Below are 16,163 nucleotides of genomic sequence, written 5' to 3'. Positions count from 1 at the left end.
CGCATGACTGACACCGGCCAGATCCCGGGCGAGGGACTGCCGGAGAACGCAGGCATGGTGGAGCAGCCGGGCATCCCCGCCCAGGACGCCTACACCTACCTCGAGCCCTCCGAGCACGTCACCCCCGAGGACGACGACCTCCTTCTGATGCCCGCGGCTCAGGGCGCGTGGAGTGACGCACCCGCCGCGCCCGTGAGCCAGCCCGAGCCGTACGCGGCGCAGGTCCCGGCTGCCGCCGCTCCGGCACGCCGGCCGCTGCACCGCGGTCCTTCGTCCACTGAGGCACCCACCTACGGCGGGTCGTCGACCGGGGGAGTGGTCCGCTCGCTCGCGGACCGGGGGCCTGCCGGGGCGCCGCAGACCCCGATGCCCGCCCGGCACGCCGGACCCCCCACGACGGGTCCTGAGTACTACGACCTGCCGGCGGACGACGCCGCTCTGCTTCCCGGCCCGCAGCTGGGCGAGATCCCGCCGCAGGGCGCACCCGCGTGGGGCGCCCCGGAAACCGAGCCGGTGGCGGCACCGGAGGCGGTGGCCGCGCCCGAGCCGGTCGCCGTGCCGGAAGCGGTGGCCGCCGCTCCGGAGCCGGTGGCGGCCCCGGAGCAGGTCGCTGCCGACGCCGTAGTGCCCGCCGAGCCCGTGGCGCCGGTCGAGGCCGTGGCGCCGGTCGAGCCTGTGGCGCCCGTCGAGCCCGTCGGGCCCGTGGCGCCGGTCGGGCCCGTGGCGCCGGTCGGGCCCGTGGCGCCCGTCGAGCCCGTCGGGCCCGTGGCGCCGGTCGGGCCCGTGGCGCCGGTCGAGACCGCCGCTCAGGCCGTGTCCGGCGAGGCCGTCACGCCGGAGCCGTCTCCCGTGCCCGCAGAAACGGTCGCCCAGGACACCGCCCCCGCCGAGGCAGTCATGGAGACGGCGGAGGAGCTTCCGCGGGAGGCTCTCGTCCAGCTGCCGCCGCAGGGGCCCGCCTCCGTACCTGCTGAGCCTCCGGTCGAGAACCCTGCCGAGATCCCCGCCGAACCGGTCCTGGACGCCGCCGTCGCCCCGGCCCCTCCGACGCCGTTCGAGCCGGTGGAAGAGGCCGTTCAGCCCTCCCCGCACCTCCCTCCTACGCCCGCGGCAGGGACTCAGGCCGAACCCGCGTCGGCGCCCGGGCCCGAGCAGACGGCACCGCAGCCGCCGGCGGCCCCCGTGGCACAGCCTGTGGCAGAGGCGGCGGCCGAGCCCGAGGCCGTACCGTCCGCACCCGAAGTCCCCGAATCGCGGGAGCCGGTGGCGGTCCAGCAGCCCGAGATCGTTCCCGAGCCCGCCGTGGAGGCCGCGCCGGCCCCGGCGGCCGAGCCCGTCGCCGTGCCGCAGGCCGCCGCTCCTGGCCTCCCCGAGGAGCCGGAACAGGCCACCGGGCCCGAGATCATCGAGACCCAGGAAGCAGAGACCCCGGAAGCAGAGGACCCCGAGGCTCCGGAACTGGACGTTCCGCAACCGGAGGCCCCGCAGGCGGTGATCTCACAGGCGCAGGCTCCTGAGCACACGGAGGTCGCGCAGACCGAGTCGCCCGTCGCGGCCGGGGAACCGTCCACGGCCCAGGACGCCCCGCTCGCCGAGGTGCCTGAGGCCCTGGAAGCACCCGAGACGCCGGAAACTCCTGAGGCGCCGGAAGCTCCTGAGACGCCCGAGGCCGTCTCGGACGTACCCGAGGCGCCCGAGGCCGTCCCGGTCTCTCCGCCCGCGCCCGGCTACGCCGACGCCGAGCGCGAAGCCGTCCTGCGCGTCATGCGGGAGCGCCGCGACATCCGTAACGGCTTCCGCAGCGACCCCATCCCGCACGAGGTCCTCCTCCGCGTCCTCGAAGCCGCGCACACCGCGCCGAGCGTCGGCCACTCGCAGCCCTGGGACTTCGTCGTCATCCGCTCCGCGGAGACGCGGCGCTCCATGCACGAACTGGCGCAGCGTCAGCGCGAGGCGTACGCCAAGTCGCTGCCCAAGGCGCGGGCGAAGCAGTTCAAGGAACTGAAGATCGAGGCGATCCTCGACACACCGGTGAACATCGTCGTCACCGCCGATCCCACCCGGGGCGGCCGGCACACCCTCGGCCGGCACACGCAGCCGCAGATGGCGCCGTACTCCTCGGCGCTCGCCGTGGAGAACCTCTGGCTCGCCGCCCGTGCCGAGGGGCTCGGCGTCGGCTGGGTGAGCTTCTTCGACGAGCGCGAGATGGTCCGCGCGCTCGGCCTGCCCGAGCACCTCGAAGTCGTCGCCTACCTCTGCGTCGGCTACGTCGACGAGTTCCCCGAGGAGCCCGAGCTGATGCAGGCGGGCTGGTCCAAGCGCCGCCCGCTGTCCTGGGTCGTCCACGAGGAGACGTACGGCCGCCGCGCCCTGCCGGGCGAGGAGCCGCACAACCTGCTCCAGGAGACCATCGCGGGCATCCGCCCGCTGGACGCCAAGGCGCTCGGCGAGGCGTGGGAACGCCAGAAGCGGATGACGAAGCCCGCCGGCGCGCTCGGCATGCTGGAGATCATCTCCGCGCAGCTGTCCGGGCTCTCCCGGCTCTGCCCGCCGCCGATCCCGGAGCCCGCCGCCGTCGCGATCTTCGCAGGGGACCACGGGGTGCACGCCCAGGGCGTCACCGCGTGGCCGCAGGAGGTGACCGGCCAGATGGTCGCCAACTTCCTCGGAGGCGGCGCCGTCTGCAACGCCTTCGCCGCCCAGGTCGGTGCCGAGGTCTGCGTCGTCGACGTCGGTGTCGCGACGGAGCTCCCCGCCACCCCCGGCCTGCTGCCGAGGAAGGTCCGTGCCGGTACGGCCGACTTCACCACGGGCCCCGCTCTCACCCGCGAAGAGGTGCTCGCGGCGATCGAGGTCGGCATCGAGACCGCCCGCGACCTGGTGGCAGCCGGCAACAAGGGCCTGCTCACCGGCGAGATGGGCATCGCCAACACCACCGCGTCGGCCGCGCTGATCTGCGTCTACACCGGCATGGACCCGGCGGAGGTGACCGGTCGCGGCACCGGCATCAACGACGAGATGCACGCCCGCAAGGTCGATGTGGTCCGCCGCGCCCTGGATCTGCACCAGCCCGACCCCACCGACCCGATCGGGGTGCTGGCCGCGGTCGGCGGCCTGGAGCACGCCGCCATGGCGGGCTTCCTCCTGGGCGGCGCGTCCCTCCGCACGCCGGTGATTCTCGACGGTGTGAGCGCCGGAGCCGCCGCTCTGGTCGCCCGCGCGATCGCTCCCGAGGCGCTCGCCGCGTGCATCGCGGGCCACCGCAGCGCGGAGCCCGGCCATGTCGCCGCTCTCAACAAGCTCGGTCTGCGCCCGCTGGTGGATCTGGACCTCAGGCTCGGCGAGGGCACGGGCGCGCTGCTCGCGCTCCCCATCGTGCAGAGCGCGGCCCGCGCGATGCACGAGGTGGCGACCTTCGACTCCGCGGGCGTCACCGAGAAGTAGGCGGCCCTTGTGCCCGGACGCGCCCCACAGCCCGTCCGGGCACCGCCTCGCGCGGGCGAACCCGTCCCGCGTACTCCGCACCCGCCAGGACCTGGGGACCCCAGGCTCGTCCGGCGTACGAGGACCGGGACCAGGACGGGTTCGGACCAGGGCCGGAGGCCGTGCCCGCCCCGGGCCACGGCGGACGCACCGCGAAACCCCTCGCCAGGGCCACCCCGTATCGTGGTCCCACGCCCCACCGCTCCACCTCACGTCACAGCCGCTCCACCGCCGCAGCGGCCCGCAGCACACCGCACCCTGCACGAGGAGCCCGCCCGCCCATGGCCGAGCATGACGATCACCCTGCCTACCCCGTCGGACTGCGCCTGAACGGGCGCCGCGTCGTCGTCGTCGGCGGCGGCCAGGTCGCCCAGCGCCGGCTGCCCGCCCTCATCGCGGCCGGAGCCGACATCACCCTCGTCTCACCGTCCGCGACGCCGTCCGTCGAGGCGATGGCCGACACGGGCGAGATCCGCTGGGAGCGCCGCAGGTACCAGGACGGGGACCTCGCCGACACCTGGTACGCGCTCGTCGCGTCGTCCGACGCGGCCGCCAACGACGCGGCGTCAGCAGAGGCCGAACGCACCCGCACCTGGTGCGTCCGCAGCGACGACGCCGAGGCGGCCACGGCCTGGACCCCCGCCACCGGCCGCAGCGAAGGCATCACCGTCGCGGTGCTCACCACCACCTCGCAGGGCCGCGACCCCCGGCACTCCGCCGCGGTGCGCGACGCGATCGTGGAGGGCCTGCGTGACGGTACGCTCGCCGCCCCGCACCACCGCACCCGCGCTCCCGGGGTGGCTCTGGTCGGCGGAGGCCCCGGCGACCCCGACCTCATCACGGTCCGTGGCCGCCGTCTCCTCGCCGAGGCCGACGTCGTCATCGCCGACCGGCTCGGCCCGCGTGACCTGCTCGACGAACTGCCTCCGCACGTGGAGGTCATCGACGCCGCGAAGATCCCGTACGGCCGTTACATGGCGCAGGAGGCGATCAACCAGGCGCTCATCGACCACGTCAAGGCCGGCAAGTCCGTGGTCCGCCTCAAGGGCGGCGACCCCTTCGTCTTCGGCCGCGGCATGGAGGAGGCGCAGGCACTCGCCGCCGAGGGCATCGCCTGCACCGTCGTCCCTGGAATCTCCAGCTCGATCTCCGTGCCGGGCGCCGCCGGGATCCCCGTCACCCACCGTGGGGTCGCCCATGAGTTCACCGTGGTCAGCGGCCATGTGGCGCCCGACGACCCGCGCTCGCTGGTCGACTGGCAGGCCCTCGCGCAGCTGCGCGGCACCCTGGTCCTGCTGATGGCCGTCGACAAGATCGGCCCCATCTCGCAGGCGCTCATCAGCCACGGCAAGTCCCCCGACACCCCTGTGGCCCTGGTTCAGGAGGGCACCACGGCCGCCCAGCGCAGGGTCGACGCGACCCTCGCGACCGTCGGTGAGCGGGTCGTGTCGGAAGAGGTCCGGCCCCCGGCCGTCATCGTCATCGGCGATGTCGTCGCCGTCGGCGCGGACATGGCCGGACCGCTCGCAGACTGAGCCGGGGGACGCCTGCCCAGGGCAGGCCCTCGCCGCATCCCACCACCCGACAAGGCAGTAGCGATCCCCGTGGCTGAACTCATCACCGTCGACGACCCGGACGACCCCCGGCTGGCCGACTACACAGGTCTGACCGACGTCGAACTCAGGCGCCGGAGAGAACCCGCCGAGGGGCTGTTCATCGCCGAGGGCGAGAAGGTGATCCGGCGCGCCGGGAACGCCGGGTACGAGATGCGGTCCATGCTCCTCACCGCCAAGTGGATCGACGTCATGCGCGATGTGATCGACGAGGCCACGGCTCCGGTGTACGCGGTGACACCGGAGCTGGCCGAGCGGGTCACCGGCTACCACGTGCACCGGGGTGCCCTCGCCTCCATGCGGCGCGAGCCACTGCCCGACGTCCGCGCCCTGCTCACCCCGGAGCGGGGTGACGTACGGCGGGTCGCCGTGTTCGAGGACATCGTCGACCACGCCAACATCGGTGCCGCCTTCCGCAACGCCGCCGCACTCGGCGTGGACGCCGTCCTTCTCACCCCGCGCTGCGCCGACCCGCTCTACCGGCGGGCGGTGAAGGTGTCGATGGGCTCGGTCTTCCACGTCCCCTGGACCCGCCTGACCTCATGGCCCGAGGACGTCAGCCTGCTGCGCGAGGCCGGCTTCACCACGGCCGCGCTCTGCCTCAGCGACCGGTCGATCACACTGGACGAACTCGTCGCACGGCGCCACGAGAAGCTGGCGCTCGTCTTCGGTACGGAAGGCGACGGCCTCACGCCCGCGGCACTGGCCGCGGCCGACGCCCACGTACGGATCCCGATGGACGCGGGAGTCGACTCGCTCAACGTCGCCGCGGCCTCCGCCGTCGTCTTCTACGCGACCCGGCCCGACTCCGCCTGACCGGCTGGGGAGCCCTCGGCAGCCGCCGACCGCGCGGGCTGCGAGGCGGCTCCGTCGTACGTCCGCGACGGAGAGCCGCCGAGTCCGCGGGCGGGGCCCTGGCACCCCTGGGCGGCGGCGATACCCAGCGCCACCAGCAGGGTCACCACGACGAAGACGACGAGCCGTTGCCGCAGCAGCCGCGGATTCGCCGGCCGCCGCTTTCCGCCGTTGCCCGCGGAGGTCGTCCGGACACCAGGACGGGAGGCAGGCCTGCCGTTGGTGCCGTTCGTCCCCTTCGGCGCGTTGGGCTGCCGGCCCGGCCGTGTGCCGTTACGGGACGGCCGGGGCTGCGAGCCGCCGGTACGAGGCGGAGCCTGACGCGAGGACGCCGGTCGCCGCCCCGGGGCGCGCGGAGGCTGGGCGATGCCTCCGGCCGTACGGCGGGTGGACTGCTCGGTGTACGGACCGTCCAGCCGGCCCGTCGGCCGGTCCAGCTCCTGCTCGCCGCGCTGCGAGGGCGGCCTGCGCTCCTGCAGCCCCTGCGCCTCGCGGGCCGCGATCTCCTTGAGCCGCATGGAGAGCTGCAGCGTGCTCGGCCGGTCCTCGGGGTCCTTCGCCAGACATGCCCGTACGAGTGGGGCGAGGGCGTCGTGCACGTCGAACAGGTGCGGTTCCTCGTGGACCACGCGGTAGAGCATCACTTCGGAACTGCCGTGGCCGAAGGGCGAGTCGGCCATGGCCGCGTACGCAAGCGTGGCGCCGAGCGAGAACACGTCGGTCGCCGGAGTCACGGCCGCGCCGCGCACCTGCTCGGGCGCCAGGAAACCGGGCGAGCCGACCGCCGTCCCGACATGGGTGAGCGTGCTGGCGCCGGTCGCCCAGGCGATACCGAAGTCGATGATCCGGGGGCCCTTGGGGGAGAGGAGGATGTTCGACGGCTTGAGGTCACGGTGGACGACACCTGCCTCGTGCACCGCCACCAGCCCCTCCGACAGCGCCGCCCCGATCGAGGCCACCTCGGCGGCGGCCAGCGGGCCCTCCTCCACGACCTTGTCGTGGAGGGACGGCCCGGGTACGTACTGGGTGGCGAACCACGGGCGGTCCGCCTCGAGGTCGGCGGCCACGAGGCGCGCCGTACAACCGCCGCGGATCCTCCGTGCGGCGGACACCTCGCGTGCGAAACGCGAGCGGAACTCCTGATCCTCCGCCAGGTCCGGCCTGATCACCTTGAGCGCCACCCGCTGGCCCCGCCGGTCGGATCCGAGATAGACGACGCCCATGCCGCCCGCGCCGAGCCGCCGGTGGAGCCTGAACGAGCCGACGACACGCGGGTCCTCGCGCCGGAGCCGCATCATCGCCATCGTCTGCCCATCCCCGCTGCCGGTCCGCCTGACGAGGCACAGCTTACGTACCCGCGGCGCGGCGCGCTCAGAGGCCGCGCCCTCACCGCCTCATCGATTGTCAGTCCCCGGTGGGAGAATTGAGGGGTGGTCAAGGAGCCGGGGATCCAGACTCCGTGACCTGTGCGAGATCCCAAAGATCCGTCACCGAAGGGGGAGTTGGATCAATGAAGGGCGATCGTGTGGAAATAGTCGTGGACGCGGGTGACACGACCAGGACGTACGAAGTGGTGGCCTCCAGGGCGGGCCGCCGGGTGGAGACAGCGGTCCGTCGGGGTGTGGTGGAAGTGAGTGAAGTCACCCGAAGTGGATCAGTTGTCCGTACCGCCCGCTTCATGGCGACCAGGGTGCTCGCCCTGGTCGAACAGCCGGTCCCCCGGGAGGACGCCTCAGAGCGCCCGCTCGCCGGAGGCCTCGACCCCCAGTAGTGCCGTGTCAGGTGCTGTGCGTCCGGGCGGGCCCGCCCCGCACAGCACCCGCGCCGCACAGCACCTCTGTGCACCTGCACGCCTGCACCTGCTCCTGGCGCCCATGACCCCGCCCAGCGGCCGGCGATCGCGGCAGGAGACGTTTCCGCACCACCGCCGCGCGCCGCCCGAACGGGGGAATCCGCGGCGTTCCCCTAGGTGCTGGGTACCGCAACCAGCACAGTTTCTCCACCCAGGGGAGTACACCGAAGTGCACCGGCTCATCCTCCGGGAGGCCCGGCATTCGGTACGCGGGCATGACGCCGGGTGGCTCGCGCCTCCCTAGTGTTGAAGTCATGCGGCGGGCGAGGAACTCGTCCCCCGAGGCCAGACGCCCGCCGCTCCGGAACAGGTCAGGAGAGGAACCATGGCGGACGCCGCCACGCGGACGATGATCCGCACGCAGGGACGCAGGGCCTACGCCTCGTTCGGCGCACGCCCGTCCGGTCGTCGCCACCCGCTGGTGGCGACGGCGATGGTTCTTCCTCTGGCGGCCCTGCTCGTGGTCGTCTTCGGCGGCTGGGACGCAGTGGTCACACAGGCGTCGTCCGTGGGCGTGATGCTGGGGCGCTGAGCGGCGCCCCGGGTCCGGAAGAGCGGTCCGGACCGGGACATCCGGCCAACAGCCCCGTGGGGACGGGGGTGCGGCGGGCGGCAGCGTTTGTCCGGCCAGCTGGGGAGCTGGCCGGACATCGCGCTGTCCGGGGTCTTTTGGCCGGCCTGCCTGCGGTCCGCGTCGATCGCCGGGGTCGTCCCGCCGTCCTGCCTGCGGCCCGCGTACGATCGCCCGGGCCGGCCGCGGGTCGGCAGATCACCGTCGGGGGAGCCGAGCAGATGACCACCACCCCTGTCGTACGCGTGCTGGGCGGCCTCGCGCACGACGCCGCCCACCGCCTCAGCACCGCATGTGTCTGCGCCCCGCCCCAGGTGCTCGCGGACCGGCCGGACGGCACGGTGGTCCGCAGCGGCCCGGTCGTCGCCAAGGCCCACGCTCCCGACGCCGAGGTCCCGGCCCTGACCGACCGGCTGTCCCTGGCCGCGGCTCCCCGGCTCGCGGGCATCCTGCTCCCGCCGCTCCCCGGCCGGGACGCGCCGCCCCGCGTCGCCGGAGGCCGCGTGGTGAGCCTCTGGCCGTACGGCGAACCCGTCGACCCCTCCGACCCGGACGCCGCACCCTGGGAAGAGGCCGCCGTCCTGCTGGCCCGGCTGCACAGCACCCCGCCGCCCCGCCCGCTCCCGCCGATGCGCGGACCGGCCAAGGCCGCCAGGGCCGTCGCGCGGATGCGCGCGGCCCTCCCCGGGGACCCGGCCACAGCGCCGGTCCTCGCGGCGTGGCACGGGCTCCCCGGCTGGGCCCGCGCCGAGGAGCGGACGCCCGAGGGCAGGGACGGCTTCCTCTGCCACGGGGACCTGCACCTCGGCCAGCTCGTCCGGCATCCCGCCCCGCACGGACCCTGGCTGCTGATCGACGTCGACGACGCCGGTTCGGGCGACCCCGCGTGGGATCTGGCGCGCCCCGCCGCCTGGTACGCGGCGGGGCTGCTCCCCCCGGAGGTCTGGCTGCGCTTCCTGGACACCTATCGCGCCGCCGGCGGCCCCGCGGTGCGCGCCGAAGGGGATCCCTGGCCCGACCTGGACGTGCCGGCGCGCGCGCTCACGGTGCAGACGGCTGCCCTCGCCCTGGCCAAGTCCGCTGCGGAGGGACGCAGTCCGGATGAGGTGGAACAGTTGATGATCGATGCATGTGTCCGTATTGCCTCCCTCCCGCCCGAGTTGGTGTCCGAGACCGCGTCGTAGGGTGAAGCGATCGCCGCCGGGCATGCATCCGGCGACGTCTCACGACTGAGGAGCCGATTCGATGATCCAGTGCCCCAAGTGTCACGCCCAGATGCACACGTACAACCGCAACGGTGTCCAGATCGAGCAGTGCAGCGGCTGCCGGGGGATATTCCTGGACTACGGCGAGCTGGAGTCCCTGACCCGCCTGGAGTCCCAGTGGGCCCAGCAGGCGCCGCCTGCCCCGCCCGCCCCGCAGGCCTACCCCGCCGCCCCCGCACCCGCCTGGGGCGCGCCGCACCAGGGCGGTCACTACGGAGGCCACCACCGTCAGAAGAGCTTCGGCCGGATGCTGTTCTCCTCCTGACCGGTCTGCCGCGCGGCCGACGCCGCCGGGCGGGTCCGGGCCCCGCGCCCGGACCCGCATTGCATACGGTCGACGGACTTCCGTTCATGATCTAGTCATGGCCATGGCTGGTGCCTAGAGTGCGGGATCATGAACTTCCTCGACAGGTCCCGAACTGTCGCGCCCCCGGGGTGGAGCCGCTGGCTCGTGCCACCCGCCGCGCTCGCCGTGCACCTCTCCATCGGACAGGCCTACGCCTGGAGCGTGTTCAAGCCACCGCTGGAATCCGCGCTCGACCTGTCGGGCACCGCGAGCGCCCTGCCGTTCCAGCTGGGCATCGTCATGCTCGGGCTCTCCGCGGCCTTCGGCGGCACGCTCGTCGAACGCAACGGCCCCCGCTGGGCGATGTTCGTCTCCCTGGTCTGCTTCTCCTCCGGCTTCCTCGTCGCCTCGCTCGGCGCCGCGACCGGCCAGTACTGGCTCGTCGTCCTCGGCTACGGCTTCATCGGCGGCATCGGGCTCGGCATCGGCTACATCTCGCCGGTCTCCACCCTCATCAAGTGGTTCCCCGACCGCCCCGGCATGGCCACGGGCATCGCCATCATGGGGTTCGGCGGCGGCGCCCTCATCGCCTCGCCCTGGTCCACCGGGATGCTGGAGAGCTTCGGTACGGACCGCTCAGGCATCGCCACCGCCTTCCTCGTGCACGGTGTCGTCTACGCCGCCTTCATGGCGCTGGGCGTGTTCCTCGTCCGGGTACCGCCGGAGGGCTGGCTCCCCGACGGCTGGGAACCCAAGCAGGAGACCCGGAGGCTCGTCACCAACGCCCAGGTGTCCGCGCGCAACGCCCTGCGCACGCCGCAGTTCTGGTGCCTGTGGGTCGTCCTGTGCATGAACGTCACCGCGGGCATCGGCATCCTGGAGAAGGCCGTGCCCATGATCCAGGACTTCTTCGCGGACACCTCCACCCCGGTCTCGGTCTCCGCGGCGGCGGGCTTCGTCGCCCTCCTCTCGCTGGCCAACATGGGCGGCAGACTCCTCTGGTCCTCCACATCGGACCTCATCGGCCGCAAGAACATGTACCGGGTCTACCTCGGCGTCGGGGCACTCATGTACGTCGTCATAGCCCAGCTCGGCAACGACTCCAAGCCGCTCTTCATCTGCTGCGCGCTGGTGATCCTCTCCTTCTACGGCGGAGGGTTCGCGACCGCGCCCGCCTATCTGAGGGACCTCTTCGGCACGTACCAGGTCGGGGCCATCCACGGCCGTCTGCTGACCGCCTGGTCCACCGCCGGCGTGCTGGGTCCGCTGATCGTCAACCGCGTCGCCGACGCGGGGGAGCGGGCCGGTCACAGCGGCCCCAGCCTCTACACGACCTCGCTGACCATCATGATCGGCCTGCTGGTCGTCGGCTTCGTCGCCAACGAGTGCATCCGCCCCGTCCACGCACGCTTCCACGAGGCACAGGAAGGGAGTCCCCGTGTCCACCAGCAGTCGTAAGCCGCTCATGGTGTTCGTCTGGCTCTGGGTCGCCGTGCCGTTCGCCTACGGACTGTACGAGCTCGCCCGCAAGGCCACCCAGCTATTCACCGGCTGACCGGCCCCCAGGCCCACGAAAGAACCCCCGGTCGTCGAGACGACCGGGGGTTCTTGCTGGTGCGCGATACTGGGATTGAACCAGTGACCTCTTCCGTGTCAGGGAAGCGCTCTCCCGCTGAGCTAATCGCGCAGGGTGACCCTGCGTGTACTGCGTGCGCGATACTGGGATTGAACCAGTGACCTCTTCCGTGTCAGGGAAGCGCTCTCCCGCTGAGCTAATCGCGCGGGGATCCTTGCGGATCGGTGGACGATACTGGGATTGAACCAGTGACCCCTTCCGTGTCAGGGAAGTGCTCTCCCGCTGAGCTAATCGTCCTTGGAGGTGGAGACGGGATTTGAACCCGTGTAGACGGCTTTGCAGGCCGTTGCCTCGCCTCTCGGCCACTCCACCAGGGGTGGGAGTTCGGGAAGATCCCCCACCTTCTGCGAGCGGACGACCAGGTTCGAACTGGCGACCTCAACCTTGGCAAGGTTGCGCTCTACCAACTGAGCTACGTCCGCTTGTCCTTCCCGGTCCGCTTGCGCGTCCCGGCGACGTGTTGAACTCTAGCGGATTACCGGGCCAGCACAAAAACGCGTTTGCGCAGCGTGCTGCGCCACCGTCGCGCACCCGCGGGTCACCGCTCGCCGTCCTAGACTCGACGGCGTGCACGACCTCACCCCCCTCGCCCGCTTCAGCGGCCTCGTCGCCACCGGTCTGCAGGACGTGACCAGCGATCCGGCCGCTCTCGGATCGTCCGGTTTCTGGGCGGTGTCCGCCGACTTCGAAGGCCGTCTCGTCTGCGCGCGCTTCGCCACCGTACGGTCCGAGCAGGTCCCCCTTCCGGTGCCCGGAGCCTGGCGCGGTCCGGCCCCGGACGACTGGACGACATCACTGGACGAGGACGCCTACAAGGCGGGGGTGCGACGGATCCGTGAACACATAGCGGCCGGCGAGGTCTACCAGGCAAACCTCTGCCGGGTGCTCTCCGCCCCGCTGCCCGACCCGGGCGCCGACGTGGACGCGCTCACCGCGCTGCTGGCCCGGGGCAACCCGGCGCCGTACGCGGGGACCATCCGGCTGCCCGGGCACGGCGTGGAGATCGCGACCGCGTCTCCCGAGCTCTTCCTCGCCCGCGACGGCCGGACCGTCGAATCCGGCCCGATCAAGGGGACGGGACGCACCGAGGACGACCTCCTGGAGAAGGACCACGCGGAGAACGTGATGATCGTGGACCTGGTCCGCAACGATCTGGGCCGCGTCTGTGCCACCGGCAGCGTGAGCGTCCCCGACCTCTGCGTGGTGGAGAAGCACCCCGGGCTCGTCCACCTCGTCTCCACCGTGCGCGGGCGGCTCGCCGACGACGCCGGCTGGCCCGAACTGCTCACCGCGGCGTTCCCGCCCGGATCCGTCACCGGCGCGCCCAAGTCCAGCGCGCTACGGATCATCGACGCTCTGGAGACGGCCCCCCGCGGCCCCTACTGCGGAGCCGTCGGCTGGGTGGACGCGGACCGGGGAGCCGCCGAACTGGCCGTCGGCATAAGGACCTTCTGGATCGACCGCACCGGTCCCGAGCCGCTCCTGCGCTTCGGGACCGGAGCCGGCATCACCTGGGGCTCCGACCCGGCCCGCGAATGGGCGGAGACCGAGCTCAAGGCCTCCCGGCTGCTCGCTGTAGCGTCAGGCGCATACGAGGAGACAGGAAGGACCGCGTCATGAGGATCTGGGTCAACGGCGGGCTGCGCGATGCCGATGACGCACGGCTGTCCGTGCTCGACCACGGGCTGACCGTGGGGGACGGCGTCTTCGAGACGGTCAGGGTCGCCGGGGGCCGGCCCTTCGCCCTCACCCGGCACATCGACCGACTGACGCGCTCCGCCACGGGGCTGGGCCTGGCCGAGCCCGACCAGGACGAGGTCCGCCGGGCGGTGGCCGCCGTCGTCGAGGCCAACCCCATGGAGCTCGGCCGGCTGCGGATCACCTACACCGGGGGACTCTCCCCGCTCGGCTCCGACCGTGGCGACGCGGGCCCCAGCCTGATCGTCGCCCAGGGGGAGGTCTCCCGCCGCCCCGACAGCACGGCCGTGATCACGGTCCCCTGGACGCGCAACGAACGCGGAGCGGTGACGGGCCTCAAGACCACCTCGTACGCCGAGAACGTCATCGCCCTCGCGCGCGCCCACGCGCAGGGTGCGTCGGAGGCGCTCTTCGCCAACACGGTGGGGCAGCTCTGCGAGGGCACCGGTTCCAACGTCTTCGTCGTCCTCGACGGCCGCATCCACACCCCTCCCGTCGCCTCGGGCTGCCTCGCGGGAATCACCCGGGCCCTGGCCGTCGAGTGGACGGGCGCCCAGGAGACGGACCTCCCCCTGGACGTGCTGGAACGGGCCGACGAGATCTTCCTGACCTCGACGCTCCGCGACATCCAGGCCGTCCACCGGGTCGACGGCCGGCAGCTGCCCGGGGCCCCGGGGCCGGTCACGGCGAAGGCGGCCCGGATCTTCGACGAGCGCGCGTCCGACGACCTCGATCCGTGAGCACGCCGGCGGCCCGGCTTCCGTAATGGGGGTGACGGGCCGCCCTCCAGCGGATAGAACACCCTGATGACCACCACCCTCCGGCCGGCCGGGCCGATCGAGCAAGGCGCCGACGGCGCGCGGGCACGCACCTACGAGGTCTGCGACAACGGACGACCCGTCGGGACCGTCGCCATCTCCACCGATCCCGCCTTCGGGCCCACGGCGGGGATACTGCAGTCGCTCAGCATCGGGGAACCGGACCGCAGGCGCGGCCGGGGCACGATCGCCGCGCTCGCGGCGGAGGAGGTGCTGCGGAGCTGGGGCTGCACCCAGGTCCGCCTGGTCGCCCCCGCGGGCAACGAGGCCGCCCGGGCCCTGGCGGCCGTGCTCGGCTACACCGAGCGCAGCCGGAACATGCTGAAGACGCTCCGGCGGACGGCCCCCGCCCTGCCGGCCGGCGTCACCGGCCGCCCCATGACGGAGCGGGAGTACGCCGAGTGGGCCGCCACCGGCGTCGAGACGTACGCGCGGAGCTGGATGGAGCGCGGGGTCCCCGAGGAGCAGGCCAGGCTCAAGTCCGAGGCCGACCACGCGGCGAACCTGCCGGAGGGGCAGAACACCCCGGGCATGCACTTCCATGTCCTCGTCCACGGGGAGGCCGTCGTCGGCCACGTCTGGGTCGCGCGGCGCGAGAGCCCCCACGCCGAGGATCTCGGCTACGTGTTCGACGTCGAGGTGCGCGAGGGGAACCGGGGCCGGGGGTACGGCCGGGCGCTGATGCACCTCGCGGAGGGCATCACGCTCGACGCGGGCCTGGGGCTGCTGGGTCTGCACGTCTTCGCCTCGAACACACCCGCACTGCGGCTGTACGAGTCGCTCGGCTACGAGGTCACCCAGTACAACCTGGCCAAGGCGCTGTAGAGGACGACGACGACCCGGCCGGTGGCAGGCTGTGGCGTACGCCCGCGGTCCGGCGCTCGGCCGACGCGGGCTCCCCGGCCCGGCGCACCGGCTCGGGCCCGCCCCGGCCTCGACGGCGGGCAGGCCGCTCAGCCCTGGGCGGCCAGCAGCCGGTCGGCGATCTCCTCGATCCGCGCGCGCAGGCCCTCCTGGCTCTTCCCGCCGTCGAGCCGCTCGTCGCCGATCACATACGTCGGCGTACCGGTGACCCCGATCGCCTTGCCCTCGGCCTGGTCCGCGTCCACGATCAGCAGGTGCCGGCCGTCGATCAGAGCAGTGTCGAACTCCTCGGCGTCCAGGTCCAGTTCGCGAGCCACCTCCAGCAGCAGGGGCTCGCCGCCGCGCGCGAGGTCGGCGGTGCGGGCCAGGACGGCCTCGATGTACGGCCATCCCTTGCCCTGGACGACGGCCTCCTCGGCCGCCTGGGCCGCCGCGTAGGCGTGCTTGTGCTTCTCCAGGGGGAAGTGACGCAGCCGGATCTCCAGCCGGTCGCCGTAGCGGGCGCGCAGGGCGTGGACATCGGAGAGGGCCTGGTGGCAGTCGGGGCACTCGAGCTCGCACCAGAGGTCGAGGACGACCGGCGCTGCGGAGGGGGAATCGCTCATGGAATCAGTCTTTCAGGCCGGACCCACGCGCCCCAACCGGGACCTGGGGAGGAGCACGGCCCTGAAATGTCCCTGATGTGGTTCTGAACCGTGGCCCCGCCGGCGGCGACCGGTGCAGGATGGAAGGACAGTTTTCCGATCGCTGGAGGCCCCGATGCTTGCCGAGACCATCTGTTCCGCGGTGTCGGCGGCCGGCCTGGGTGTCGCCGCGATCACCGCGTACCGCAAGCGGTTCCTCGCGGCGACCCGGATCGCCGCCTACTCGCTGGTGCCTCTGGGGCTGGTGATGACCGGGGTCGTCCAGTGGGTGTCGGACATCGCCTTCAAGCCGAGCGTCTGGATCGGCTTCGGTCTGCTGGCCGTCGCCTGGCTGCTCTTCATGACCACGCGGGCCGTGGAACGCCGCGCCGGATCGACGCGCAAGGAGCGCAGGGCCGCCCGGAAGGCGGAGCGGGGCGCTGCCGTCGCCCCGGCGGCCTCGTCGCCGTCGCTGACCTCGGGATCCGGTGCGGCGGCCCCGCAGGCACAGGCCGAGCCGCGGAAGAAGCAGCGGGAGACGGCGCCCGGCGACGACTTCAGCGACATCGAGGCCATTCTGAAGAAGCACGGCATCTGAC

The 16,163-nt window shown here is 72.9% G+C and carries 14 protein-coding genes and 5 tRNA genes; 12 read left to right on the top strand and 7 right to left on the bottom strand.

The features are described 5' to 3' along the window. The first annotated feature begins 3 nt into the window (after positions 1–3). From cobT to ABZY45_RS15040, 3 genes are all read left to right on the top strand, one after another. Entirely contained in the window at positions 4–3,444 is a 3,441-nt protein-coding gene (gene cobT, locus ABZY45_RS15050) for a nicotinate-nucleotide--dimethylbenzimidazole phosphoribosyltransferase (RefSeq protein WP_356739934.1), read from the top strand. A 320-nt stretch (positions 3,445–3,764) separates the two neighbouring features. Further along, positions 3,765–5,018 carry a uroporphyrinogen-III C-methyltransferase gene (gene cobA, locus ABZY45_RS15045; protein WP_356739932.1) on the top strand — a complete coding sequence of 418 codons (1,254 nt, stop codon included), beginning with the start codon at positions 3,765–3,767 and terminating at the stop codon, positions 5,016–5,018. A gap of 69 nt (positions 5,019–5,087) precedes the next feature. Further along, positions 5,088–5,912, top strand: coding sequence for an RNA methyltransferase (locus ABZY45_RS15040; protein WP_356739930.1), 825 nt, complete (start codon positions 5,088–5,090; stop codon positions 5,910–5,912). On the opposite strand, the gene ABZY45_RS15035 is transcribed toward ABZY45_RS15040, so the two are convergent. Next, the gene (locus ABZY45_RS15035) at positions 5,885–7,255 is read right to left on the bottom strand and encodes a serine/threonine-protein kinase (RefSeq protein WP_356739928.1); all 1,371 of its coding nucleotides are present in this window, start codon (positions 7,253–7,255) and stop codon (positions 5,885–5,887) included. The genes ABZY45_RS15040 and ABZY45_RS15035 overlap by 28 nt on opposite strands. A gap of 206 nt (positions 7,256–7,461) precedes the next feature. Between ABZY45_RS15035 and ABZY45_RS15030 the strand changes: the two genes are divergently transcribed. From ABZY45_RS15030 to ABZY45_RS15010, 5 genes are all read left to right on the top strand, one after another. Next, the gene (locus ABZY45_RS15030; RefSeq protein ID WP_356739926.1) at positions 7,462–7,722 is read left to right on the top strand and encodes a hypothetical protein; all 261 of its coding nucleotides are present in this window, start codon (positions 7,462–7,464) and stop codon (positions 7,720–7,722) included. 406 nt (positions 7,723–8,128) lie between these two features. Beyond that, positions 8,129–8,335, top strand: coding sequence for a hypothetical protein (locus ABZY45_RS15025; RefSeq protein WP_356739924.1), 207 nt, complete (start codon positions 8,129–8,131; stop codon positions 8,333–8,335). 260 nt (positions 8,336–8,595) lie between these two features. After that, on the top strand, positions 8,596–9,558 hold the full coding sequence (locus ABZY45_RS15020; protein ID WP_356739922.1) for an aminoglycoside phosphotransferase family protein: 963 nt from the start codon (positions 8,596–8,598) through the stop codon (positions 9,556–9,558). A gap of 61 nt (positions 9,559–9,619) precedes the next feature. Then, on the top strand, positions 9,620–9,904 hold the full coding sequence (locus tag ABZY45_RS15015; protein WP_014157293.1) for a zf-TFIIB domain-containing protein: 285 nt from the start codon (positions 9,620–9,622) through the stop codon (positions 9,902–9,904). A 129-nt stretch (positions 9,905–10,033) separates the two neighbouring features. Continuing rightward, on the top strand, positions 10,034–11,383 hold the full coding sequence (locus ABZY45_RS15010; RefSeq protein ID WP_356739920.1) for an OFA family MFS transporter: 1,350 nt from the start codon (positions 10,034–10,036) through the stop codon (positions 11,381–11,383). A gap of 154 nt (positions 11,384–11,537) precedes the next feature. Here the strand turns inward: ABZY45_RS15010 and ABZY45_RS15005 are convergent. The 5 genes from ABZY45_RS15005 to ABZY45_RS14985 form a co-directional block, all read right to left on the bottom strand. After that, positions 11,538–11,612, bottom strand: a tRNA-Val gene (locus ABZY45_RS15005). A 23-nt stretch (positions 11,613–11,635) separates the two neighbouring features. After that, positions 11,636–11,707 (bottom strand) — tRNA-Val (locus ABZY45_RS15000). A 19-nt stretch (positions 11,708–11,726) separates the two neighbouring features. Continuing rightward, positions 11,727–11,798, bottom strand: a tRNA-Val gene (locus ABZY45_RS14995). 1 nt (position 11,799) lies between these two features. Further along, positions 11,800–11,873, bottom strand: a tRNA-Cys gene (locus ABZY45_RS14990). A 37-nt stretch (positions 11,874–11,910) separates the two neighbouring features. Next, a tRNA-Gly gene (locus ABZY45_RS14985) sits at positions 11,911–11,983 on the bottom strand. 145 nt (positions 11,984–12,128) lie between these two features. On the opposite strand from ABZY45_RS14985, the gene ABZY45_RS14980 reads away from it, so the two are divergent. The 3 genes from ABZY45_RS14980 (at position 12,129) to ABZY45_RS14970 (ending at position 14,902) form a co-directional block, all read left to right on the top strand. After that, entirely contained in the window at positions 12,129–13,181 is a 1,053-nt protein-coding gene (locus ABZY45_RS14980; protein ID WP_356739918.1) for a chorismate-binding protein, read from the top strand. After that, positions 13,178–13,999 (top strand): aminodeoxychorismate lyase, encoded by an 822-nt coding sequence (locus ABZY45_RS14975; RefSeq protein WP_356739916.1) that lies wholly within the window; start codon positions 13,178–13,180, stop codon positions 13,997–13,999. Before ABZY45_RS14980 ends, ABZY45_RS14975 begins: the two co-directional genes overlap by 4 nt. A 66-nt stretch (positions 14,000–14,065) precedes the next feature. After that, positions 14,066–14,902 carry a GNAT family N-acetyltransferase gene (locus ABZY45_RS14970; protein ID WP_356739914.1) on the top strand — a complete coding sequence of 279 codons (837 nt, stop codon included), beginning with the start codon at positions 14,066–14,068 and terminating at the stop codon, positions 14,900–14,902. 128 nt (positions 14,903–15,030) lie between these two features. Here ABZY45_RS14970 and ABZY45_RS14965 read toward each other — a convergent pair whose 3' ends face one another. Next, entirely contained in the window at positions 15,031–15,546 is a 516-nt protein-coding gene (locus ABZY45_RS14965) for a DsbA family protein (RefSeq protein ID WP_356739912.1), read from the bottom strand. A gap of 154 nt (positions 15,547–15,700) precedes the next feature. Here ABZY45_RS14965 and ABZY45_RS14960 point away from each other — a divergent pair, with 154 nt between their 5' ends. Further along, a complete protein-coding gene (locus ABZY45_RS14960) occupies positions 15,701–16,162 on the top strand; it encodes a hypothetical protein (protein ID WP_356739910.1) in 462 nt (153 codons plus the stop codon). The last annotated feature ends 1 nt before the right edge of the window (position 16,163 follow it).

The sequence above is a fragment of the Streptomyces sp. NPDC006516 genome (assembly GCF_040611875.1).
Taxonomy (GTDB): Bacteria; Actinomycetota; Actinomycetes; order Streptomycetales; family Streptomycetaceae; genus Streptomyces.
The sequence above is the reverse complement of the archived record's forward strand: the minus strand, read 5'-3'. Positions and strand labels throughout refer to the sequence as shown.

Coding starts and splice junctions, on each gene's coding strand:
- ABZY45_RS14965 (WP_356739912.1), bottom strand. CDS start 15,546: ATGAGCGATTCCCCCTCCGCAGCGCCGGTCGTCCTCGACCTCTGGTGC.
- cobT (WP_356739934.1), top strand. CDS start 4: ATGACTGACACCGGCCAGATCCCGGGCGAGGGACTGCCGGAGAACGCA.
- ABZY45_RS15030 (WP_356739926.1), top strand. CDS start 7,462: ATGAAGGGCGATCGTGTGGAAATAGTCGTGGACGCGGGTGACACGACC.
- ABZY45_RS14970 (WP_356739914.1), top strand. CDS start 14,066: ATGACCACCACCCTCCGGCCGGCCGGGCCGATCGAGCAAGGCGCCGAC.
- cobA (WP_356739932.1), top strand. CDS start 3,765: ATGGCCGAGCATGACGATCACCCTGCCTACCCCGTCGGACTGCGCCTG.
- ABZY45_RS14960 (WP_356739910.1), top strand. CDS start 15,701: ATGCTTGCCGAGACCATCTGTTCCGCGGTGTCGGCGGCCGGCCTGGGT.
- ABZY45_RS15015 (WP_014157293.1), top strand. CDS start 9,620: ATGATCCAGTGCCCCAAGTGTCACGCCCAGATGCACACGTACAACCGC.
- ABZY45_RS15010 (WP_356739920.1), top strand. CDS start 10,034: ATGAACTTCCTCGACAGGTCCCGAACTGTCGCGCCCCCGGGGTGGAGC.
- ABZY45_RS15025 (WP_356739924.1), top strand. CDS start 8,129: ATGGCGGACGCCGCCACGCGGACGATGATCCGCACGCAGGGACGCAGG.
- ABZY45_RS15020 (WP_356739922.1), top strand. CDS start 8,596: ATGACCACCACCCCTGTCGTACGCGTGCTGGGCGGCCTCGCGCACGAC.
- ABZY45_RS14975 (WP_356739916.1), top strand. CDS start 13,178: ATGAGGATCTGGGTCAACGGCGGGCTGCGCGATGCCGATGACGCACGG.
- ABZY45_RS15035 (WP_356739928.1), bottom strand. CDS start 7,255: ATGGCGATGATGCGGCTCCGGCGCGAGGACCCGCGTGTCGTCGGCTCG.